Origin of the sequence: Stenotrophomonas sp. LM091 (assembly GCF_001806305.1) — a bacterium.
GTDB classification, from domain to species: domain Bacteria; phylum Pseudomonadota; class Gammaproteobacteria; order Xanthomonadales; family Xanthomonadaceae; genus Stenotrophomonas; species Stenotrophomonas bentonitica_A.
On sequence record NZ_CP017483.1, the window covers coordinates 4,032,675 to 4,052,348 of the forward strand.

At 66.7% G+C, this 19,674-nt stretch carries 24 protein-coding genes, 1 tRNA gene and 1 pseudogene; 17 read left to right on the top strand and 9 right to left on the bottom strand.

From position 1 onward, the window contains the following. Nucleotides 1-25 precede the first annotated feature (25 nt). From BIZ42_RS17930 to BIZ42_RS17950, 5 genes are all read right to left on the bottom strand, one after another. Nucleotides 26-805: a capsule biosynthesis GfcC family protein gene (locus tag BIZ42_RS17930; RefSeq protein WP_172838062.1), complete on the bottom strand. Its 780-nt coding sequence runs from the start codon at nucleotides 803-805 to the stop codon at nucleotides 26-28. Continuing rightward, entirely contained in the window at nucleotides 802-1,449 is a 648-nt protein-coding gene (locus tag BIZ42_RS17935; RefSeq protein WP_070427247.1) for a YjbF family lipoprotein, read from the bottom strand. Before BIZ42_RS17935 ends, BIZ42_RS17930 begins: the two co-directional genes overlap by 4 nt. Nucleotides 1,450-1,504: 55 nt before the next feature. Next, entirely contained in the window at nucleotides 1,505-2,611 is a 1,107-nt protein-coding gene (locus tag BIZ42_RS17940; RefSeq protein ID WP_070427248.1) for a polysaccharide biosynthesis/export family protein, read from the bottom strand. Nucleotides 2,612-2,703: 92 nt separating this feature from the next. Then, nucleotides 2,704-3,018 carry a hypothetical protein gene (locus BIZ42_RS17945; RefSeq protein ID WP_070427249.1) on the bottom strand — a complete coding sequence of 105 codons (315 nt, stop codon included), beginning with the start codon at nucleotides 3,016-3,018 and terminating at the stop codon, nucleotides 2,704-2,706. A 116-nt stretch (nucleotides 3,019-3,134) separates the two neighbouring features. Next, nucleotides 3,135-3,737 (bottom strand): phosphatase PAP2 family protein, encoded by a 603-nt coding sequence (locus tag BIZ42_RS17950; protein WP_070427250.1) that lies wholly within the window; start codon nucleotides 3,735-3,737, stop codon nucleotides 3,135-3,137. A 124-nt stretch (nucleotides 3,738-3,861) separates the two neighbouring features. Here BIZ42_RS17950 and BIZ42_RS17955 point away from each other — a divergent pair. Then, nucleotides 3,862-3,938 (top strand) — tRNA-Arg (locus tag BIZ42_RS17955). 84 nt (nucleotides 3,939-4,022) lie between these two features. On the opposite strand, the gene BIZ42_RS19730 is transcribed toward BIZ42_RS17955, so the two are convergent. Continuing rightward, nucleotides 4,023-4,187, bottom strand: coding sequence for a hypothetical protein (locus BIZ42_RS19730; protein ID WP_019183030.1), 165 nt, complete (start codon nucleotides 4,185-4,187; stop codon nucleotides 4,023-4,025). A gap of 17 nt (nucleotides 4,188-4,204) precedes the next feature. Beyond that, nucleotides 4,205-4,576: a hypothetical protein gene (locus BIZ42_RS19915; protein WP_070427251.1), complete on the bottom strand. Its 372-nt coding sequence runs from the start codon at nucleotides 4,574-4,576 to the stop codon at nucleotides 4,205-4,207. A gap of 156 nt (nucleotides 4,577-4,732) precedes the next feature. Between BIZ42_RS19915 and BIZ42_RS17965 the strand changes: the two genes are divergently transcribed. The 10 genes and pseudogenes from BIZ42_RS17965 (at nucleotide 4,733) to BIZ42_RS18010 (ending at nucleotide 11,319) form a co-directional block, all read left to right on the top strand. After that, on the top strand, nucleotides 4,733-5,221 hold the full coding sequence (locus BIZ42_RS17965) for a YetF domain-containing protein (RefSeq protein WP_070427252.1): 489 nt from the start codon (nucleotides 4,733-4,735) through the stop codon (nucleotides 5,219-5,221). A gap of 92 nt (nucleotides 5,222-5,313) precedes the next feature. Beyond that, a complete protein-coding gene (locus BIZ42_RS17970; RefSeq protein ID WP_070427253.1) occupies nucleotides 5,314-5,553 on the top strand; it encodes a hypothetical protein in 240 nt (79 codons plus the stop codon). A 190-nt stretch (nucleotides 5,554-5,743) separates the two neighbouring features. After that, a pseudogene (locus BIZ42_RS17975) lies at nucleotides 5,744-6,905 on the top strand (zinc-dependent alcohol dehydrogenase). A gap of 1 nt (nucleotide 6,906) precedes the next feature. Continuing rightward, entirely contained in the window at nucleotides 6,907-7,899 is a 993-nt protein-coding gene (locus tag BIZ42_RS17980; RefSeq protein WP_083279900.1) for an acyl-CoA dehydrogenase, read from the top strand. After that, entirely contained in the window at nucleotides 7,896-8,645 is a 750-nt protein-coding gene (locus tag BIZ42_RS17985; protein WP_083279901.1) for a PIG-L family deacetylase, read from the top strand. The genes BIZ42_RS17980 and BIZ42_RS17985 overlap by 4 nt, the downstream gene beginning before the upstream one ends. Beyond that, complete coding sequence (locus BIZ42_RS17990) at nucleotides 8,642-9,229, top strand: class I SAM-dependent methyltransferase (protein ID WP_070427255.1); 588 nt, start codon at nucleotides 8,642-8,644, stop codon at nucleotides 9,227-9,229. The genes BIZ42_RS17985 and BIZ42_RS17990 overlap by 4 nt, the downstream gene beginning before the upstream one ends. Next, complete coding sequence (locus BIZ42_RS17995; protein WP_070427256.1) at nucleotides 9,226-9,942, top strand: glycosyltransferase; 717 nt, start codon at nucleotides 9,226-9,228, stop codon at nucleotides 9,940-9,942. Before BIZ42_RS17990 ends, BIZ42_RS17995 begins: the two co-directional genes overlap by 4 nt. After that, nucleotides 9,942-10,211: a PQ-loop domain-containing transporter gene (locus BIZ42_RS18000; protein ID WP_070427257.1), complete on the top strand. Its 270-nt coding sequence runs from the start codon at nucleotides 9,942-9,944 to the stop codon at nucleotides 10,209-10,211. The genes BIZ42_RS17995 and BIZ42_RS18000 overlap by 1 nt, the downstream gene beginning before the upstream one ends. A gap of 169 nt (nucleotides 10,212-10,380) precedes the next feature. Next, a complete protein-coding gene (locus tag BIZ42_RS18005) occupies nucleotides 10,381-10,830 on the top strand; it encodes a PA2169 family four-helix-bundle protein (RefSeq protein ID WP_019183020.1) in 450 nt (149 codons plus the stop codon). A 201-nt stretch (nucleotides 10,831-11,031) separates the two neighbouring features. Beyond that, nucleotides 11,032-11,319 (top strand): hypothetical protein, encoded by a 288-nt coding sequence (locus BIZ42_RS18010; protein WP_046272599.1) that lies wholly within the window; start codon nucleotides 11,032-11,034, stop codon nucleotides 11,317-11,319. Nucleotides 11,320-11,376: 57 nt separating this feature from the next. Here the strand turns inward: BIZ42_RS18010 and BIZ42_RS18015 are convergent, their stop codons facing one another. Next, a complete protein-coding gene (locus BIZ42_RS18015; RefSeq protein ID WP_070427258.1) occupies nucleotides 11,377-11,865 on the bottom strand; it encodes a GNAT family N-acetyltransferase in 489 nt (162 codons plus the stop codon). Between the two features lie 90 nt (nucleotides 11,866-11,955). Between BIZ42_RS18015 and BIZ42_RS18020 the strand changes: the two genes are divergently transcribed. The 6 genes from BIZ42_RS18020 (at nucleotide 11,956) to thrC (ending at nucleotide 18,781) form a co-directional block, all read left to right on the top strand. Next, complete coding sequence (locus BIZ42_RS18020; protein ID WP_070427259.1) at nucleotides 11,956-12,645, top strand: AraC family transcriptional regulator; 690 nt, start codon at nucleotides 11,956-11,958, stop codon at nucleotides 12,643-12,645. A 66-nt stretch (nucleotides 12,646-12,711) separates the two neighbouring features. Continuing rightward, a complete protein-coding gene (locus tag BIZ42_RS18025; RefSeq protein WP_070427260.1) occupies nucleotides 12,712-13,659 on the top strand; it encodes a DMT family transporter in 948 nt (315 codons plus the stop codon). A 129-nt stretch (nucleotides 13,660-13,788) separates the two neighbouring features. After that, on the top strand, nucleotides 13,789-13,917 hold the full coding sequence (locus BIZ42_RS19960) for a hypothetical protein (RefSeq protein WP_019183015.1): 129 nt from the start codon (nucleotides 13,789-13,791) through the stop codon (nucleotides 13,915-13,917). A gap of 88 nt (nucleotides 13,918-14,005) precedes the next feature. After that, nucleotides 14,006-16,528 (top strand): bifunctional aspartate kinase/homoserine dehydrogenase I, encoded by a 2,523-nt coding sequence (gene thrA, locus BIZ42_RS18030; RefSeq protein WP_070427261.1) that lies wholly within the window; start codon nucleotides 14,006-14,008, stop codon nucleotides 16,526-16,528. Then, the gene (locus BIZ42_RS18035) at nucleotides 16,525-17,457 is read left to right on the top strand and encodes a homoserine kinase (RefSeq protein WP_070427262.1); all 933 of its coding nucleotides are present in this window, start codon (nucleotides 16,525-16,527) and stop codon (nucleotides 17,455-17,457) included. The genes thrA and BIZ42_RS18035 overlap by 4 nt, the downstream gene beginning before the upstream one ends. 31 nt (nucleotides 17,458-17,488) lie before the next feature. Then, nucleotides 17,489-18,781 carry a threonine synthase gene (thrC, locus tag BIZ42_RS18040; protein ID WP_070427263.1) on the top strand — a complete coding sequence of 431 codons (1,293 nt, stop codon included), beginning with the start codon at nucleotides 17,489-17,491 and terminating at the stop codon, nucleotides 18,779-18,781. Nucleotides 18,782-18,788: 7 nt separating this feature from the next. Here thrC and BIZ42_RS18045 read toward each other — a convergent pair whose 3' ends face one another. Next, entirely contained in the window at nucleotides 18,789-19,550 is a 762-nt protein-coding gene (locus BIZ42_RS18045; RefSeq protein WP_019183011.1) for a helix-turn-helix domain-containing protein, read from the bottom strand. Nucleotides 19,551-19,674 lie beyond the last annotated feature (124 nt).

Consider the following 19,674-nt stretch of genomic DNA (forward strand, 5'->3'; position numbering starts at 1 on the left):
GCAGTCTGAGTTCTGAGAGAGCGGGTCACTTGAGTGCTCCGGGTGCGTCCAGCACCTGGGTGGCGAGGAATCGCGCTGCATCCTCGTTGAAATCGGGATTCACAGCTCGCAAAGCTTTCTGACTAAGCGGGACATAGATGAGCGCGCCAGGGGCAAGTGTGGACGAAGGGCTGCGGTTCCAAAGGGCGATACCGAGTCTTTCCACGTGGCCGTCAGGTTGAATTACGAACAGGGTATCCTGGCTGGCTGCGGCCAAGGCGGCGCAGTGCCGCGCGTAATTGAGAGGCTGCGCGAGCGGGCGATGCGGGATCGTGCAGGGCTTTTCCACCGCGCCCAAGACGGTAATCGTGTTGGGCCTCGTCGGGTAATACAGTTTGTCGCCGTCAATCAACGGGCGATTGCTCCTGAGGTCCATCTCCAATGTGCGCGGCGCCAGTACTTGGGGGGCACGGCCCGTCACAGGCATCGCCGAGAAATAATTAGCGATGTAGGTTGCTGCTGCGGCGGCGGCCGGATCGCGACTCTTGCGGCTCTCCAGCATATCGAGATCGAACAACAAGCCAGTTTTGAGACGGGTCTGCGCGACCAGCTCGCTCCGCCTAAGCAGGGCGGCGCCCAGCACATAGCTATCTTCGTCTGGCGCGCCTATAAGTGCTGCATCGGACAGGCGGGCGCCACTGACAAGCGTAAGCGAGCCTGGATTACGGACACTGCCCGTTACTTCGACAGTGATCAGAGGCGAGGCAGGCAGAGGAAAAGAAGTGGCCGCGCACAAGACAAGGGCGACCAGACGCAATGTGATCAACGTTTCAGATCCGGGGAATAAGGTTTCAGCTGGACGATTTCCAAGCTGACATCTGGTGCAATGGCTTGCACGCTCTTCCAGATAAAGCCATTGGCAGGGTCAACCCAATAATGGTTGTCGCGGTTCCAGTTCGGGCCTTTCAGGCGCTCACGGACGTGTAGCAAGGCGCGATTTTTGTCAAGAATCTCGATGTTCTCGATACCGAGGTTTTCGAGGGTGCCGCTCACTGGCACGCCAAAGCGGTAGCCAGGCATGATGTCGTACTGGCGCTGTACTGTGATAGGCGCTTGAATCCGGTGCAGATCATGGAAAGGGTTATCACCATCGATGCGCATATCCTGCAACTCGGGCGTGCCACCATGCGTGCGCACGAGCAGGCCGTCTTCGAGGAACACGATGCTGCGGTCGTTGCTGTACCAGCCTTGACGATCGCCATCAAGGCTGCCCAGAACCAATACGGCGCCGCCCTTGGGGCCGTTGACCTTGATCTGGGGATAGCGGTTTGCTGCAACGTCCGCAGCCGTTAGCTGTACATCAGGTTTGCCCTGCATGGCCAGTTGCAGGGTTTTGACGCTGGTGCGCCCGACCACGCCGCAGCCTGACAGACCGATCGCCATCAGCACGACTGCGGCCAGTTCGCGCATAACTTGAGTCCGTTGCGGCGCAACGAGAGCGGCCCTGCTCATCATTGGCCTCCGGTCAATTGTCGAGATCGTTACGCGCGCTTGCGGCGTTGCTGATAATCGAGGTGAACGGTAGCAGCTGATTCACGAAGCGACTCCAGCGGGTCACGCCAGCTGCGCCTACGAAGACCACGTCGCCGGGCAGGAGCTCGAATTGGCTGGCCACGGCAAAGGCCGCAGGCGACTTAGCTTCCAGCTGGAACACGCTGGAGGGCGCGCTCTGCAGATTGCTCGATCCCCGGATCACATACACGGCATTGCCGTTGGAGGTGGACTGCTGCAGGCCACGTGCACGTCCGAGGGCTTGGCTCAGTGAAATATCGCTGGTCTTGAAGCTCATTGCGCCGGGCTGGTTGACTTCGCCGACAACAAAGATCTCCTTGCGGTCCAAATAGGGCACGTAGAGGTGATCGTTTGCTTTAAGGAACACGTTGGTTGCGCCACCGCCCTGACGGCCGAGCCGGTCAAGATCGATGGTGTAGGTGACGCCTTCGCGGGTGAGGCGGACACCTGACAGATCGGCCTGCGCCGGATCAAGCCCGGATTGGCTGATGGCATCGCCGAGAGTCAGCGGTGTCACGGTCAACGGTACAGTGGCGGCCTGACGAGAAGCGCCCGTGACCCAGACACGCTGGCTACCATAGCTGAGCATGGACACATCGACTTGGGGTGCTTCAATGTACCGCGCCAACTTGTTCGAGATCTCTTCGCGCAGCTCAACCGGTGTCTTCCCAGCGGCTGCGATTTTGCCGATATAGGGGTAGAACAGACTGCCGTCAGACTGCACGGGTCGACCGGCAGCGTTAAGCTGTTGCTGAGGTCCAGCAGGTACGGTCAGCTCGGGGTGGTCCCACACAGTTATGTACAGACTATCGCCAGCGCCAATGCGATACGGACCGGGTTGATAGTTGGTGAGTGCGATCGGAAGCGAGGGAACATCGCGCGAGGCGCGATCCATGGCGATGAGCTTCGGTGTGATCTGGATCAGTTCGATATTATCGTTGCCAACCGGCCGGTCATCACGGGCCAGGGCGCTGGAACGCATGTGTTGGCCGGGTGCGAACACGCAGCCAGACAGGGTGAGGGCGAACGCCAGAGTGGCGCCAATACGCTTGCAGTCCATCGATGATTCTTCCTGGCCCTGTCGGGCAAAGCAAAAGCCCCCGCCGGACTTGCGCCCGGCGAGGGCGTAATGATTTGATGCCGATTAACGGATCAGTTGGTGCCGGTGGTGCCAGTCGTACCGGTGGTGCCGGTCGGCGGCGGGGTGGTGCCACCGCCATTGTTATTGCCGGCGTCATCCTTGCTGCTGTCCGAGGCGACGCTGTAAACGACGGCCGCGACGGCGATGCCGGCACCGATCGTGGCGGCCGTGGTGAGGGCGCCGGTCGCCGCGCCGGTCGCACTGCCAGTGCCGGCGACTTCCGCACTAGCGCCTTCGACGCCAGCATTCTGCTCAACCTGGGCTTCCTGAGCCAGAGCCATCGGGGAGAAAGCCACGAGGGCGAGAGCGGCAAAGATCTTCTTCATAACGGGGTTTCCTACTCCGTGAGGTAAATTTTCGCCGTCATCTTCGCGTTGAAGGCTATTCAGTGTCAAGTCGGATTGAGCACATGGCTGGGTTGGTTGCGTCCAATATTTGACGCCTATCGCACAAAATGATGTCGATTGAAGACTTGGTCGCGGCCTGACAGCTCGGTCGCAAGGCGTATGACGATATCGTGGGTGCGGACCGTGGGCATCAGCATTGGAACCACCAGTCCTACTATGACTGACGCGGCAAGAGTGGGTAGGGGTGTTGTCCAGCCTGTGGCGCGCGCCGACAGGGCGAAAACCGTCGCCGCCGTGCCCAGCAGCCACCCACTCACCACCTCAGATGCGGAGTGGGCGTTAAGGGGTAGGCGCGAATAGGCGACCATGGCGGCAAGCAGCGACCCGAGCAGTGCCCAAAGGAGGGGTTTGGGGAGCCGACCAGATGCGGCGAGATACAGGGCGACCGGATAAACCGCTGCCGTCATGGTGGCGTGACCGCTGAATCCGGTGAAGTCCAGCCGGGCCCAGCCAATGCCCCAACCCAGGAAGGCCAGCTTGGAGGCCAGCGTAAGCCCAGCGGCAACAGTCAAGCCGACCGCCCAGCGAAACCTGATCGTGCGGGCCGCTTTGGGCCCAAGCAGAATAAGCACCAGACTCAGGGGCAGCAGCCAGCGGCTATCGCCGAGTTGGGAAAGGGTGGCCCAAAGAGGATGCATCCATGTCACTTATCGCAGGGGACGGAGGAGCATAGGGCAGTTGGCATCACCGGTGATGAGTGGTGGGCAAACGGCCGGGCGTGGATGAGGCCCCTGGTTTGCCTGTATCCTTTACGCCCTCCGTGGCCCCGTAGCTCAGCTGGATAGAGCGTCCCCCTCCTAAGGGGAAGGTCGCCCGTTCGAATCGGGCCGGGGTCACCATCCACCTCCGTTGAGAGCCGCGATGTCGGCGGCGGAGGGTTCCACAGGCGTGCGATTCGGGTGGGGCCGATAGGCCACTGGCGCTCAGACTTTCCCCGGCCGCTCATAATCCTCAGGCGTCGCCCCATGCTCCGCCTCCGGCATGTCCTTGTCCTTCCACCGGGCGTCATCGTTCCTCAGCTTGTCCGGGGTATGGCTCTTCTGCTGATCATCTTCTTTCGTAGCCGGGGCTTGCGGTGTCGTGGTCATGACATGTCCTCGTTTGGTCAGCGATCCAGCGTCTGCTTGCCCGACGTCCCACCCTGGCCGAAATTGGGCTGGGTGATGCCGTCGTCCTCGCGGACGCCATCCGGTTCCCCTTCACCTGCCTTGCCACCCTTGCCGTGGCCGTGCTGGTTGTAGCCCTCGTTCTCCGTCTTCAGCCGCGCTGCATCCGGATCTTTTTCGTCCTCGTCATCCTTCGGCGGCTTGGCCGCGACGAACGGGGAGATCGGATCGCTCGCAGGGAAGGTCTCTTCCAGCGCTTCGTCGTGGTTCTCCGAGGTGCGCTGCTTGTCGACCTTACCGTCCGCCGGAGGGCAGTTGTGGGTGGCATGGGCGTCTTCGGTGGAGGCGGGCGGGATTTTGTCGTGCTGCATGGCATATCTCCTGCGCAATCGGGTAGGGCGGTGATGCCCCGACGCTAGCCCTGCCGCTGTTACGAAGCGGCAGGTGTCCTGTGAAGGGCGGGTGCTCCCATGGGCTTCACCCGGGAGTTCCTATCGTCCAGACCTCGCCACACGGAGGCTGCTGCCATGCATGCGATGTTCGAGCTGGGAATGGAATGGTGGGAGTTCGTCGTCCGCGCGGTTGCGGTGTACGTGGTGGTGCTGTTGCTGACCCGCATGAGCGGAAAGCGCTCAATGGGGCAATCCACCCCGTTCGACATCCTGGTGATCGTGCTGCTGGGCACGGCCGTGCAGAACTCGTTGATCGGTGAGGACACCTCGCTGCCCGGCGGGCTCATCCTGGCCGCCACCCTGATCGGGCTGAACTGGTTTGTCGGCTTTCTGGGCGCGCGCAGCACGCGCCTCAATGAGATCGTGGAAGGGGTGCCGGTAGTGCTGGCGCGGCACGGCACGATCTACTGGGACCAGGTGAAACGCTGCAATGTCAGCCCGGCCGATCTGGAGGTGGCGATGCGCGCCAACGGCTGCGAGGGCTTCGGGCAGGTGGACCTGGCGGTGCTGGAAACCTCCGGCGAGATCACGGTGAACAAGCGCCGTTCCGAAGGCGATGACTGAGCCGAGGCGTTCGCCCGGCAGCGGCACCGTCGCTGGATGTTGACGGCGCGCCGCGTAGCGTCGAGCTCAGCCCTCCAGAAGGAACATGCGCGATGGACACGACAGTACGCAGTGGATCCACCTCTTCACTCGAGAGCGTGATCGCCCAGGTGCCGGACCCCACGCCGGACCCGATGCCACCCACGCCGCCGGTGGAAGCGCCGGGCCGCGGCGATCCGCCCGCCCAGGAGCCGCCGCAGGAAATTCCACCGGAGGGTGATCCCGCGCCTGCCTCGCCGCCGCAGGAGTTGCCGCCGGATCCGGAAACACCCTCGGCGCCGCCGGCTGAGTAACGACCCGCGCGAGCGGCGCCTGCCGCCGCAGCAGAATGAATGATTCAGTCCTCACGCAGTGGCGAGCGCCCTGCGTGCCGGAGCTGCAGCGCGGCCCCTCTGCCGGGGTAGACACGCCGCACACGGGGCGGTCACGACGCTGCCACGCCGTACCACGTACCACAGAGGTACTTGGACAACGGAGTTTGCTATGCGCGCACTGACTTACCACGGCAGCAAGGATGTACGGGTCGATACCGTGCCGGATCCGGCGCTGGCCGCCCCGACGACATCATCCTGCGCGTGACTGCTACGGCAATCTGCGGCTCGGATCTGCATCTGTACCGCGGCAAGATCCCGGATCTTCATACCGGCGACGTGCTGGGTCATGAGTTCATGGGCGTGGTGGAGGAGGTGGGCGCCGGCGTGATGGACCTGCGCCCGGGCGATCGCGTGGTGATTCCGTTCGTGATCGCCTGTGGTGAATGCTTCCATTGCCGTCTCGCCGAGTTCGCGGCCTGCGAGACGACCAACACCGGCAAGGGCGCGGCGGTGAACCAGAAGGGCATTCGCCCCCGGCGGCGTTGTTTGGCTACAGCCATCTGTATGGCGGCGTGTCGGGCGGGCAGGCGGAGTTCGTCCGCGTGCCCAAGGCCAATGTCGGTCCGCTGCGCATTCCGGATGCGCTCGCCGATGAGCAGGTGCTGTTCCTCTCCGACATCCTGCCGACCGGCTACCAGGCCGCCATCAATGCCGGGGTGAAGCCCGGTTCCACGGTGGCGATCTTCGGTGCGGGCCCGGTCGGGCTGATGAGTGCGGCGTGCTGCCGCCTGCTGGGGGCGGAAACGATCTTCATGGTCGACCATCTGCCGTATCGCCTGGCCTTCGCGCAGCAGACCTACGGCGTGACCCCCATCGACTTCACCCAGGTCGAGGACCCGGCGGAGTACATCATCACCCAGACCAATGGCCGCGGCGTGGATGCCACGATCGAGGCGGTCGGCTTTGAAGCCGAGGGCAGTGCGCTGGAATCGGCCTTGACCACCCTCAAGGTGGAAGGCAGCAGCGGCGTGGCGATCCGTCAGTGCATCGCGGCGACGCGTCGCGGTGGCACGGTGAGCATCCCGGGTGTGTATGCCGGCTTCATTCACGGCTTCCTGCTTGGCGATGCGTTCGACAAGGGCCTCACCTTCAAGATGGGCCAGACCCATGTGCAGAAGTTGATGCCCGAATTGCTCGACCATATCGGCGAGGGCCGCCTGGACCCGGGCGTGATCGTGACCCACCGGCTGTCGCTCGAAGACGCCGTGCGTGGCTACGAGATCTTCGACCGCAAAGAGGAGGATTGCCGCAAGGTGATCCTGACGCCCTGATATGAATGCCGTGGCTTCTCTTGTGCCGCCGGAGCATCCGCAACCGGTGACCGATGGCGATGACCTGCAGGCCCAGGCCCGCACGTGGATCGAGCACCAGCCGTCGCTGCCGCGTCCCGGCAGCGGCGATACGTTGGTGCGCTGGCAGGCGCTGGCGCACATCGCCGCCCGCGATCTATGTCTGGCCAAAGTGCTTGAAGCGCACTATGACGCGCAGGCGATCCTGGAAGAACTGGGCGCAACCGCCCCGGACCGGGATCGGTTGGGCGCCGTGTGGGCGGCCGAAGGACCAGCGGCCACCCTGCGCTTTGATCGGGCCAGCGGCACGCTGTCCGGTGACAAGCCGTGGTGCTCCGGCGCCGGCTGGGTCGACCATGCCCTTGTGACGGTGCGCGATGACGGTCGCTCGCGTCTGTTCCTGGTGCCCGTGCGCCGCGCCAATGTGAGCTTCCTGCCACAGACGTGGCAGGCCACGGGCATGGGGCGCGTTCCCAGTGGCACGGCGCGCTTTGACCAGGTGCCGGCCGTGGAGGTCGGGGCGGCGGATGGCTATCTGCAGCGACCCGGTTTCTGGCACGGTGGCGCAGGCATCGCGGCATGCTGGTTCGGTGGCGCCAGTGCATTGGCCGAGCCGTTGCTGCGCAGCGCACGGGCCGATGAGCCGGGCACGGCATCCGGCCTGCTCGGCGAAATCGATCTGGCGCTCTCGCCCTGTGCGTCGCTGCTGCGCGAGCTGGCCGCGTTGATCGATGCACAACCCGGGCTGCCGCATCAGCGCGAGATCGTGCGGGCACGCAGCGCGGTGGAGCGGGCTGCCTCGCTGACGCTGGACCGCGTGGGCAGGGCGTTGGGGCCAGGGCCGATGTGCATGGACCCGGCACACGCCCGGCGCTGGGCCGACCTGACGGTCTTCATCCGCCAGAGCCACGCCGACCGCGATTGGCAGCACCTTGGCAACCTGATGCATCGCGAGGGCCGCACGTGGACGCTGTGAATCGACAGATTGAAGGCGGCGGCGTCACCGAAGCCCAATGGGCGGCATCGCGCTGGCTGCAGACGCTGCCGCGTGCATCCGCGGCGGCGCTGTTCGGCGATGCGCAGCGCCTGGTGGTGGTGTCCCCGCATCCGGACGATGAAGTACTGGCCTGCGGCGGCCTGATGGCACTGGCACACCGGTCCGGCCTGCGGGTGATGGTGGTCTCGGTCACCGATGGCGAGGCGTGCTATCCCGACCAACCGGCATGGTCGCCCGAGCGGTTGCGAATCGCCCGTGCGGCAGAGCTGGATGACGCGCTCCATTGCCTGGGCTTGTCAGGCGCAGAGCGGATTTCCTGGCACATCGGCGATGGCGAGGTGACGGCCAATGAGGCGTGGATCGCCGCGCAGTTGGCGGCCGTGCTGCAGCGGGGCGATCTGGTGCTGGCGCCGTGGCGGTTCGACGGCCATCCGGACCATGAAGCCGTGGCGCGTGCCTGCCTCCAGGCATGCAGTGAGCGCGGTGCCGACCTGAAGGAATATCCCGTGTGGGGCTGGCACTGGCTGGACCCGCAGGCGGCGCCGAGCGCCTGGGCGTCGGCCACGCGCGTTGCGCTGGATGACGCCCTGCTGGAGCGCAAGCGCGATGCCATCCAGCAATTCGTCACCCAGACCGGCGCGGTGGAAGGGCTGGACTGCGACCCCATCCTGCCGGCCGCCGTGCTGCAGCGCTTCGAACGGAACTACGAGGTACTGATCGGATGAGTGATATCGCCTACTTCAACGCGCTGTACGAGAAGGACGATCCCTTCCAGTACCGCACCCGCTGGTATGAGCAGCGCAAGCGCGCGCTCACCCTGGCCAGCCTGCCGCAGGAGCGCTTCGCCCGTGGCTGGGAGCTGGGCTGTTCCAACGGAGTGCTGACCGCCGCCCTGGCCGAGCGCTGCGATCAACTGCTCGCGACCGACCTGAGCGAAGGCGCGGTCCTGGCCGCGCGCGCGATGACGCGGCGCCACGCGCATGTCAGCATCGAGCAGGCGCGTCATCCGCAGGACTGGCCGGCGGGGCGCTTCGATCTGATTGTGCTGGGTGAGATGGGTTACTACCTGTCGCCAGAGGACATGCAGCAAACGGCGGCGCAGGTGGTGCGGTCACTCACGCCGCAGGGCGTGGTGATCGCCTGTCATTGGCGTGTGCCGTTCGAGCAGGCACGCTGCAGCGCCAGCTTCGTGCATGCCCAGCTGGATGACTGCCTGCCACGGCTGCTTTCCTATCGTGACGAGGACATGCTGCTGGAAGGCTGGTCGGCCGATACCACCTCGGTGGCGGAGCGGGAGGGCCTGCGATGATCGCGGTGACCCTTCCTGCGCACAACGAAGAACAATTGATCGCAGCCTGCCTGCAGTCGCTCAAGGTGGCTGCGCAGCATCCTGCCCTGCGCGACGAGCAGGTGGTGATCGTGGTGGCGCTGGATCGTTGCAGCGACGCGACCGGGTGGATCTGCGAGCGCTTCGGAGTAGAGGTGATCACGGTGGATGCCGGCTGTGTCGGCGTCGCGCGTGCGGCGGCGAGCGAGCGCGCCCTGGCCTTGGGCGCCCGCTGGATCGGTTGCACCGATGCCGACAGCGTGGTCCCGCCGGACTGGCTTGCACGCCAGCTGCAATGCGGTGCGAGCGCGTTCTGTGGCGTGGTGGCGGTGGGTGACTGGCTGGACTATCCGCAGGCCGTGCGCGAGCAGTTCCTGCAGGGCGAGCATGCGGTGGACGGGCATCCGCATGTACACGGCGCGAACATGGGCTTCAGCGCCGTGGCGTATCGGCAATGCGGCGGCTTTGCGCCACTGGCGACCGGTGAGGACGTCGCGCTGATCCAGGCCATGCACGGTGCCGGCATGCAGGTGGCGCGGCTGGCCAGCCCGCGGGTGATGACCAGCGCACGTCGGCACGCCCGTGCACCGCATGGTTTCAGCGAGTTCCTGCGTCGGCTGGAACAGCGTGTGGGCCTGGCGACGGACGAGGTGGTGGTGCGCGACGCGGCGCCGCTGTCGTTGCTGGCGCGTTGATGGAAGCCATTGACCTGCTCGGCTGGGCGGCGACGGCCGTGCTGATCGCCACGTTGTGGCGGCAGATCTGGAAGCAGTGGACGGCCGACGATCCCGAGGCGGTATCGACGTGGTTGTTCGTCGGTCAGATCACGGCCTCGGTGTTGTTCATCGCCTACAGCGCGGCAACCGGATCGCTCGTCTTCGTCGTGACCAATTCCCTGATTCTGCTCACCGCCATTGCCGGGCAATGTCTGTCCTTGATCAAGCGCAGGCGGGCAGGGAAGTAACACGCATTTCGCGCCTCGACGACGCGCCGTGCACATCCATCGCGCAGTGCGTTGAGCTCGCTGAACACTCGCATTTCAGTGTCACGCCGACTTCATGGCCAATGCGGAAAAGTCGACTCACCCCGACAACAACACACGGGTCAAACCGGAACAACAGGAGTACATCGCAGTGAATACCGAATCGAAGACCGCGCATAACTTGAACGACCTGATCGAAATCGCCCGCGATGGCCAGGAGTTCTACACCGAGGCCGCAGGCAAGGTCGAAGATGCCGAGTTGGCGGCGCTCTTCACCCGTATCGCCGGTGTCAAGAACGAGATCGTCCGCTCGCTGAGCGCCACCGTTGTCGCCGCCGGCGGCAAGCCGGCCGACCATGGCACCTTCGTCGGTTCCATGCAGCAGTTCTACGGCAAGGTGCGCGCCACCCTGGGCGACAAGCAGTACGGCTACGTGGCCGAGCTGGAAGAATCCGAAGATCGCCTGCTGAAGGCGTTCAAGGACACCCTGACCGACGCCGACACCTCGCCGGCCGCGCGCCAGGAAGTCCAGCGCCTGCTGCCGCAGGTGCAGGAATGCCATGCCGTGATGCGCGACCGCAAGCACGCCATGAAGCACTGAGTTTCAGGCAGGCGGTGCGCTGGCGATTCCCCCACGGTCGCCAGTGGCCCGCTTCCTGAAGCGGTACCCGAACAGCCCCGGCCCTGCCGGGGCTGTTCGTTTTTGCCCGACACCGCCGGTGGCCGCCAGCGCACCGGACGGCCCCGAACGGTAGCGGGGGAATTGGTGCATACTCGGGACAAAGAGCCGCTTGGATTTGTCATGGAACACATGCGTTGGCTGACGCTTCGTCTCAGCAACAATCAATCCATCGGCCCGAAGGTGCTGATGGACCTGTGGGCCAACGCGTGCGAGACCAATCAGTCTTCGGTGACCCGCGAAACGCTGCCCGGGAAATCGACCTCCTACGCGCTGCATGCCCCCACCTCGCTCGCCTATCCCAAGCGCGCCGAGCTGCGCATGCGCAAGCTGCTGGAGGAAGCCGGGTACACCTTTACGCTCGGCTCGCTGGCCGACCGTCCGGCGCCGCAGCCGGTGCGCTTCCGCTGACGCCGTTCATCGGCCACGCATTCATTCACTACCCACCGGGCTGCCGCAGCCGCGCGTTCAGTCGATGCGGTCGGCGGCGACGCTGCGCACCATGATCCGGACCGGCATGCCGGCAGCATGCTGCAGCGATTCCAGCGGTGCCCAGCCCAAGCGGCGATACAGCCCGCCATCATCGGCTTCGGTCTGCAGGTAGACATCGCGTACCCCGAGTGCACGGCCGCGTGCCAGCAACTCCCTGATGACCTTCTCGGCCAGGCCGCGCCCGCGGTGCGCCGGATGCACGTAGACGCCCCCCAGCCAGTGCAGGCGTTCGGGGCGTTCGGTACGTTCATGGAACTTGAGCTGCGCCGCGGCGACCGGAACCCCGTCGTCCAGGGCGATCAGTAGCAGGGGCAATTCGTCGTCCTGCAGGAAGACTTCCAGCCGCTGCTGCTCATCGAGCAGGGTCAGACCCGGTACGTGGCTTCCCCACTCCTGGAAATACCACTGGGCCAGCACGGGTAGCAGGTCGGGGCGGTCACTCAGGGGGACGATGCTGCAGGCCACGGTGAACGCTCCATGTTGTACGGGTCGGCCGCCATGGTACGCGGATGCGGTGGCTTGCAGCGCCCTTCGCCCCGCGCGCAGACTATCGCCATGCTTGCCAGCGCCTGCCACCTGCGGTGTTACGGAACGTCCAGCGATGTGGACCGGCATGACTTTGCGCAATGGGTGCTGCCGCTGCGCGGTGATCTGGAGTTTGAAGTCGACGCCTTCGGCGGCCGGCTGGATGTGCTGCAGGGGGCCTTCGTGGCGCCCGGCGAGGGGCATGCGCAGACCGGTGATGGCGAGCACCTGATGCTGATCGTCGATTGCCCGGCCGGGCTGATCGATGATGACACCCTGGAACATCTGCGCCGGCAGCGCTGGCTGGCCCTGCCAAAGCGATTGCGGCAGGGGTTGTCCGGCACGCCGCCGCAGGGCAGCGATGCGCTGCTGGCCACACTGCTGCAGCAGTACGCCCCTGCCGGCAGTGCGGCGCGTCTGCATGCCTTGTGCACCCGCTTGTCCGCCAACCCTGGCGCGGACTGGAACGTGGCCCGCATGGCCGCGCTGGTCGGCATCAGTGCCAGCCGCCTGCATGCAGCGTTCGTGCAGGAGTTCGGCGTGCCGCCGCACGCCTGGCTCAGTGCCTGCCGGCTGCGCTGGGCCAAGCACCGCTTGCTGACCAGTGCCGACAGCATCGCCACGATCGCGCTCGATGCCGGCTACTCCGAGCACAGCGCGCTGACCCGCGCCCTGCGCCGGGAGACCGGGCTGACCCCGCAGGCCTTCCGGCGGCAGTAGCCTGGGTCAAGACGCCGCCGGGCGCGGCTTCTACACTGCGCGGCCAATGCACATGCGTGAGCCGTAATGAATCGATCGATGGGAGTGGGCATCGCCAACGGCATCGCCGCCGGCGCGCTGTGGGGCGTGGTGTTCCTGGCCCCGGCGATGCTGCACAGCTTCAATGCGGTGCAGCTCTCGGCTGGCCGTTATCTGGTCTACGGCCTGATCGCCGTAGTGCTGCTGGCACCGCGCTGGCGGCAGCTCAAGGACCGGCTGGCCTGGCCCGAGTGGCGTGGGCTGTTGTGGCTGAGCCTGGCCGGCAACCTGGTGTACTTCCTGCTGCTGGCCAATGCTGTGCAGTGGGCCGGCGGCGCGGCCGCATCGCTGATCGTGGGGTTGATCCCGGTGGTGGTGACCCTGGCCGGCGTGCGCGAGGAGGGCGCCGTGCCACTGCGGCGGTTGGCGCCGGCGCTGCTGCTGTGCCTGCTTGGCGTGGCGCTGGTGGGCTATGAGGCCTTGATGGCCGAGCACGCACAGGGCTCTGCCGGGCGCCGCCTGCTGGGCCTGCTGTGCGCGATCGGCGCGCTGCTGTCCTGGGCGGTGTACTCGATCGGCAACAGCCGCTGGCTGGCCCGCCGGCCGGACCTGTCCGGGCACGATTGGTCGCTGCTGACCGGCATCACCACCGGCGGCCTCGCCCTGGTGCTGGTGCCCAGCGCCTTCCTGACCAGCACCACGGTGCATGCGCCCGGCGCGTGGCTCAACTTCTGGCTGATCAGTGCGGGCGTGGCGGTGGTCGCGTCGGTGCTCGGCAACGCCTGCTGGAACCGTGCCAGCCGCCACCTGCCGCTGACCCTGACCGGCCAGATGATCGTGTTCGAAACGCTGTTTGCGCTGCTGTACGGGTTTGCCTGGCAGCAGCGCTGGCCGACCCTGATGGAAACCGTGGCCATCGTCTGCCTGATCACCGGCGTGCTGATGTGTGCGCATGCACATCGTCCGCCTGCCGCAGTGGCCGAGCATGTGGGATAGGGCAGCCCTTGCTGTATCTGGATGGTCACAATCGCAACTGTTTGGCCGACGATCGCGGCGGTTTACGTGCCGCGATCTTTTGCAGCGCAGCACTTGACAAGCAGGGCGGCGGCGTAGTTTTCTTGGCCCATGGTCATCACCGCCGCCCACATCCAGCTGCTCCTTCCCGCCTCCGCGGGCGGGCAGACCGTGTCGACCGGTACCACCATCATTACCACCGCCACCACTCGCCCGGTGCGGCCCGTCGTCTTCGCGTAATTTCCGAAAACCACGGCCCCGCACCCAGATCAGGTGGCGGGGAAACTCTCAAGCCTGATATGCCGCGGGGCCTCGCATCGAGGTCAGCATGTCTTCTGTCGCCGCTTCCGCTCCACCCTCCGCCCAGCCTGCCGTCTCCGTCGCCTCGCGTGCCGGGGTGGCGACCGTCGTCCACAAGTTCGGCGGCACCTCGGTCGCCGATGCCGAGCGCTATCGTCACGTGGCGCAGCTGCTGCTGGCGCGTGACGAGGCGATGCAGGTCACCGTGGTATCGGCGATGAAGGGCGTCACCGAGGCGTTGATCGGCGTGGCCACGCTGGCGGCCGAAGACGGGTCGGCCTGGCGCGAGCATTGGCATGCGCTGCGTGCCCGCCACCGTGGCGCCGCAGTGGCGTTGCTGGGCGAACACGCCGGGGCAACGGTGGAATGGCTGGACCAGCGCTTCGATCAGCTGGCCGAGGTGCTGGGCGCGCTGGCGGTGATCGGTGGCCTGCCCACCGAAGTGCTGGACCGTGTGCAGGGCATGGGCGAGGTGTACTCGGCGCAGCTGCTGGGCCGGTACCTGCAGACGCTGGGCGAAGACTGCGCCGTGCTGGATGCGCGCGATGTGCTGGTGATCGAGCGCGGCGAACTGGGCGTGGACGTGGATTGGGTGCGCAGCGCTGAACGCCTTGCGCATTGGCGACTGCAGCATCCGCAATCGCGCATCGTGGCGACCGGCTTCGTCGCCCGCGACCGCCAGGACCGCATCACCACGCTGGGCCGCAACGGCAGCGACTACTCCGGGGCGATCTTCGCCGCCTTGTTCAATGCCGATGAGCTGCATATCTGGACGGATGTGGACGGCGTGCTCTCCGCCGACCCGCGCGTGGTGCCCGAGGCGGTCCAGCTGGAGGCGCTGAGTTACGACGAAGCCTGCGAGCTGGCCTATTTCGGCGCCAAGGTGGTGCACCCGCAGACGATGTCGCCGGCGATCGAGCGCGGCCTGCCGATCATCATCCGCAACACCTTCCACCCGGACCATCCGGGAACACGCATCACCGCCGAACGCACCGCCTCCGGCCCGATCAAGGGCCTGACCTTGAGCCCGGACTTGGCGGTCATCAACCTGGAAGGCACCGGCCTGATCGGCGTGCCTGGCACCGCCGAGCGGGTATTCGCGGCGCTGCGCAATGCACATGTGTCGGTGGTGATGATCTCGCAGGGGTCTTCCGAGCACTCGATCTGCTGCGTGGTGAAACAGGCCGAGGCGGTACGTGCGCGTGAGTCGCTGCTGCAGGCGTTCGCGCATGAGTTGAGCCTGGGCCAGGTGCAGCGCGTGCAGCTGACCGACAACGTAAGCGTGCTGGCGGCGGTGGGTGACGGCATGGCCGGGCAGCCGGGCGTGGCTGCGCGCCTGTTCGAGTCGCTGGGCCGCGCGCAGGTGAACATCCTGGCGATCGCGCAGGGCTCGTCCGAGCGCAACATCTCCGTGGCGGTGGACAGCCGCCATGCGACCAAGGCCCTGCGTGCGGCGCATGCCGGCTTCTGGCTGTCGCCGCAGACGTTCTCGGTCGGTGTGATCGGCCCGGGCAACGTGGGGGCGGCCCTGCTGGATCAGCTGCAGGCCGCCCAGGTGCAGCTGCTGGGCCGCGCCAATGTGGATCTGCGCCTGCGTGCGGTGGCCTCGCGCAGCCGCATGGTGCTGGACGAACGGGGCTTGAAGGGCGACTGGCGCGCGGCGCTGTCCGGCCCGGCGCAGCCGAGTGACCTGGAGGCGTTCACCGAGCATCTGCTCTCTGCCCACCTGCCGCACGCGCTGATCATCGATTGCAGTGGCAGCGCCGATGTGGCCGATCGCTATGCCGGCTGGCTGGCCGCGGGCATCCACGTGGTCACCCCGAACAAACAGGCCGGCGCCGGTCCGCTGGAGCGCTATCACGCAATCCGCGAGGCGGCCGCCGGCAGTGGCGCGCGCTTCCGTTACGAGGCCACGGTGGGGGCAGGGCTGCCGGTCATCACCACGCTGCGCGACCTGGTCGATACCGGCGATGAGGTGCTGGCGATCGACGGCATCTTCTCCGGCACGCTGGCGTGGCTGTTCAACAAATACGACGGCCAGGTGCCATTCTCCGATCTGGTCAGCCAGGCGCGTGGCATGGGCTACACCGAGCCGGACCCGCGCGATGATCTCTCCGGCGTGGATGTCGCGCGCAAGCTGGTGATCCTGGCGCGTGAGGCGGGCCGTGAACTCAGCCTGGAGCAGGTGCGTGTGGAGAGCCTGGTGCCCGAAGCGCTGCGCCAGGCCAGCGTGGAGGATTTCATGGCCGGCCTGCCGCAGATCGATGCGGTGTTTGCCGAGCGGCTGGCCGTCGCCAGGGCCGAGGGTGCGGTGCTGCGCTACGTGGCACGCCTGACCCCCGACGGCGCTGAAGTAGGACTCGTCGCGCTGCCGGCGGGGCATGCCTTCGCCAACCTGCGCCTGACCGACAACGTGGTGCAGTTCACCACGCGCCGCTACTGCGATAACCCGCTGGTCGTGCAGGGCCCGGGTGCCGGGCCGGAGGTGACCGCCGCGGGCGTGTTCGCCGATGTGCTGCGCGTGGCGGTGGGCGAAGGAGCGCGCCTGTGAGTCACGGCAGCAGCACTGAAGCACGTGCGTTCGCACCGGCCTCGGTCGGCAACGTGGGGGTAGGGTTCGATATTCTTGGCCACGCGATCGAAGGCGTTGGCGATACGGTCACGGTCCGCCGGATCGACGAGCCCGTGGTTCGTATCCACGCGATCCGCGGCACCACGCTCGACCTGCCGCTGGCGGCCGAGGACAACACCGCCGGTGCCGCGCTGATCGCGCTGCGTGCCGCCCTGGATCTGCCCTTCGGCTTTGCGGTGGAGATCGACAAGGGCATCGCCCTGGGCTCGGGCATGGGCGGTTCGGCCGCCTCCTGCGTGGCGGCGCTGGTGGCCGCCAATGCGCTGTTGCCGCAGCCGTTGTCGCGCGAAGCGTTGTATCCGTTCGCGTTGACTGGCGAGGCGGTGGCCAGTGGCGGCCGCCACGGCGACAACCTCGGGCCGATGCTGCTGGGCGGGCTGGTACTGAGCACGGCCGATCGCCTGGTGCCGGTGCCGGTCCCGGCGGCGTGGCACAGCCTGCTGGTGCATCCGGATGCGGTGCTGGAGACCCGCCGCGCACGCGCTGCACTGCAAGGGCATTACGCGCTGAGCGAGTTCGTCGCGCAGAGCGCGAACCTGGCACTGGTGCTCAGTGGCTGCTACACGTCCGATGCCGGGCTGGTCCGGGCGGGCCTGCGCGACGTGCTGGTGGAGCCACGCCGTGCCGGGCTGATCACCGGCTTTGCGGCGGCGCGCGATGCCGCGCTGTCCGCCGGGGCGATGGGCGCCAGCATTTCCGGCGCGGGGCCAAGCGTGTTTGCCTGGTTCGAACACCGCGAGGCCGCACTCGCTGCGCAGGCCGCGGTCCAGCAGGCGTTCGCCGAGGCAGGCTTCGACAGCCAAAGCTGGGTGTCGCCCTTGAATGCTCCTGCCGCCCGACTGCTGTGACGCCTCCACTCTTTCTACTTTGGGATCTCCGATGAAGTTTGTCTCCACGCGTCACGCTGCTCCCGCCACCTCGCTCAGCCAGGCGCTTGCCGCAGGCCTTGCCCCGGATGGCGGTCTGTATGTGCCCGAACACCGCCCGCAGTTGCAGAGCTGGTCAGCGCAGGCGAGCTTCGCGCAGACCGCGGCCGCAGTGCTTGCACCGTACTTCCAGGACGATGCCCTGGAAACGGTGCTGCCCGAACTCTGCGCGCAGGCCTTCAATTTCGATGCGCCGTTGCGCGCGCTGGCAACCGCCGATGACCATGTGCTGGAGCTGTTCCATGGCCCCACGGCGGCGTTCAAGGACTTCGGTGCGCGCTTCCTTGCGGCCTGTCTTGCCCGGTTGCAGCAGGGGCGCGAGCGCCCGCTGACGATCGTGGTGGCGACCTCGGGCGATACCGGCGCGGCGGTGGCCGCTGCCTTCCATCGGCAGCCGGGGATCCGCGTGGTGGTGCTGTACCCGGATGGCCGCGTCTCGCCGCGCCAGGCGCATCAGCTCGGCTGCTTCGGCGACAACATCCACACGCTGCGGGTGGCCGGTTCCTTCGATGATTGCCAGGCGATGGTGAAGCAGGCGCTGGGCGATCGTGAGCTGCAGGACGCGGTGCCGCTGAGCTCGGCCAACAGCATCAGCCTGGGCCGTTGGCTGCCGCAGATGAGTTACTACGCGCACGCCGCACTGCTACATCAGGCGCAGACCGGCCACGTGCTCAATCTGGTGATTCCGACCGGCAACCTGGGCAACGCGATGGCGGCCATCCTGGCGCGGTCTATGGGGCTGCCGCTGGGGCAGATCGCCCTGGCCACCAATGCCAACGATGTGTTGCCGCGCTATTTCCACGGCGAGGCCTACCAGGCGCAGACCAGCGTCGCGACCATCGCCAATGCGATGGACGTGGGCGCGCCCAGCAATTTCGAGCGGCTGCGGTGGTTGTACAACGACGATGACGTGGCCCTGCGGGGTGCGTTCACGGCCGAAGCCGTGGATGATGCGGCGATCCGCGAAGTGATCAAGCGGCGCCATGACCTGCATGGCGAGGTGTTCTGCCCGCATACGGCGACCGCGGTGGCGCGCCTGGAGCACCTGCGGGCTGCCGGCGTGCAGGGGCATTGGGCGGTGGCGGCCACCGCGCATCCTGCCAAGTTCGAGTCGGTGGTGGAGCCGTTGATCGGCCGGCCGTTGCCGGTGCCGCCAGCCCTGGCCGCGTTGCTGGAGCGGCCGGCGCGGGCCGAGGCATGCGCGCCGGCGTATGGCGCGCTGCGTGAGGTGCTGCTGCGCGGCTGATGCGGGGTCAGTAAGACTCGTCGGCCGACAGCTTCTGGAGACCGGCTTCGTCGAGGATCTCGACGGTGTTCAGATGGGGCAGGGCGATCAGGCCCTGCTGGCGCAGCTTGGTGAAGGTGCGGCTGACAGTTTCCATGGTCAGGCCGAGATGGTCGGCGATATCGCCGCGGCCCATCGGCAGGGTCACGCGCAGCCCCGGTTCGCCGAGCAACGCTTCGCGCGCGGCCAGGCGCAGCAGGAAATCGGCGACCTTCTCGGCCGGCTGCAGTCGGCCCAGCGCCATCGCGGCATCCTGCGCGGCATCCAGTTCCTGGCAGGCGCGCTGCAGCAGCTTCCGTTCCAGGTGGGGGAAGCGCGAGCGCAGGTCCTTCATCTGCGGCAGGGCCACGCGGCAGACCCGGCTGTCAGCGATGGCCTCGATGTCATAGCGGTGGTGGTCGCTGCCGCTCAGGCCGAGGAAATCGCCGGGCAGCACGAAGCCGCTGATCTGGCGGCGCCCGTCGGCCAGCGTGCGGACCAGGCGCAGCGCGCCGGCCGTAATCGTATAGACATGTTGGCGCGGCTCGCCGGCACGGGCCAGGGTAGAACCCAGCGGCAGCGCCTGCGAGACGGTGACCCGCTCCAGCGCCTGCACTTCATCCGGCGACAGCGCCGAGCAGACCGCCAGGTGCCGTACCGAGCAATGCAGGCAGTCGCGCAGGGGCGAGCAACCGGGGGCGGCGGGGTCTTCAACAGCGGAAAGCGCGGTACCGGAGTGGGGCCGGGTCATGTCAGGTCAGCAAGCGGGGCCTGCCTATGATACTTCATGCCGCCATTGGCCCGGTCCTGACGCGGGATGCGGCCCGTCGCGCTGGCTGCGGCTAGAATATGCCGCTCGCTCATCCCCCCGTTTC

Excerpts from the sequence above, each read along its gene's own strand:
- BIZ42_RS17935 (WP_070427247.1), bottom strand. The coding sequence starts at position 1,449 with ATGCGCGAACTGGCCGCAGTCGTGCTGATGGCGATCGGTCTGTCAGGC.
- BIZ42_RS17940 (WP_070427248.1), bottom strand. The coding sequence starts at position 2,611 with ATGGACTGCAAGCGTATTGGCGCCACTCTGGCGTTCGCCCTCACCCTG.
- BIZ42_RS17945 (WP_070427249.1), bottom strand. The coding sequence starts at position 3,018 with ATGAAGAAGATCTTTGCCGCTCTCGCCCTCGTGGCTTTCTCCCCGATG.
- BIZ42_RS17950 (WP_070427250.1), bottom strand. The coding sequence starts at position 3,737 with ATGCATCCTCTTTGGGCCACCCTTTCCCAACTCGGCGATAGCCGCTGG.
- BIZ42_RS19730 (WP_019183030.1), bottom strand. The coding sequence starts at position 4,187 with ATGACCACGACACCGCAAGCCCCGGCTACGAAAGAAGATGATCAGCAG.
- BIZ42_RS19915 (WP_070427251.1), bottom strand. The coding sequence starts at position 4,576 with ATGCAGCACGACAAAATCCCGCCCGCCTCCACCGAAGACGCCCATGCC.
- BIZ42_RS17965 (WP_070427252.1), top strand. The coding sequence starts at position 4,733 with ATGCATGCGATGTTCGAGCTGGGAATGGAATGGTGGGAGTTCGTCGTC.
- BIZ42_RS17970 (WP_070427253.1), top strand. The coding sequence starts at position 5,314 with ATGGACACGACAGTACGCAGTGGATCCACCTCTTCACTCGAGAGCGTG.
- BIZ42_RS17980 (WP_083279900.1), top strand. The coding sequence starts at position 6,907 with ATGAATGCCGTGGCTTCTCTTGTGCCGCCGGAGCATCCGCAACCGGTG.
- BIZ42_RS17990 (WP_070427255.1), top strand. The coding sequence starts at position 8,642 with ATGAGTGATATCGCCTACTTCAACGCGCTGTACGAGAAGGACGATCCC.
- BIZ42_RS17995 (WP_070427256.1), top strand. The coding sequence starts at position 9,226 with ATGATCGCGGTGACCCTTCCTGCGCACAACGAAGAACAATTGATCGCA.
- BIZ42_RS18000 (WP_070427257.1), top strand. The coding sequence starts at position 9,942 with ATGGAAGCCATTGACCTGCTCGGCTGGGCGGCGACGGCCGTGCTGATC.
- BIZ42_RS18010 (WP_046272599.1), top strand. The coding sequence starts at position 11,032 with ATGGAACACATGCGTTGGCTGACGCTTCGTCTCAGCAACAATCAATCC.
- BIZ42_RS18020 (WP_070427259.1), top strand. The coding sequence starts at position 11,956 with ATGCTTGCCAGCGCCTGCCACCTGCGGTGTTACGGAACGTCCAGCGAT.
- BIZ42_RS18025 (WP_070427260.1), top strand. The coding sequence starts at position 12,712 with ATGAATCGATCGATGGGAGTGGGCATCGCCAACGGCATCGCCGCCGGC.
- BIZ42_RS19960 (WP_019183015.1), top strand. The coding sequence starts at position 13,789 with ATGGTCATCACCGCCGCCCACATCCAGCTGCTCCTTCCCGCCTCCGCG.
- thrA (WP_070427261.1), top strand. The coding sequence starts at position 14,006 with ATGTCTTCTGTCGCCGCTTCCGCTCCACCCTCCGCCCAGCCTGCCGTC.
- thrC (WP_070427263.1), top strand. The coding sequence starts at position 17,489 with ATGAAGTTTGTCTCCACGCGTCACGCTGCTCCCGCCACCTCGCTCAGC.
- BIZ42_RS18045 (WP_019183011.1), bottom strand. The coding sequence starts at position 19,550 with ATGACCCGGCCCCACTCCGGTACCGCGCTTTCCGCTGTTGAAGACCCC.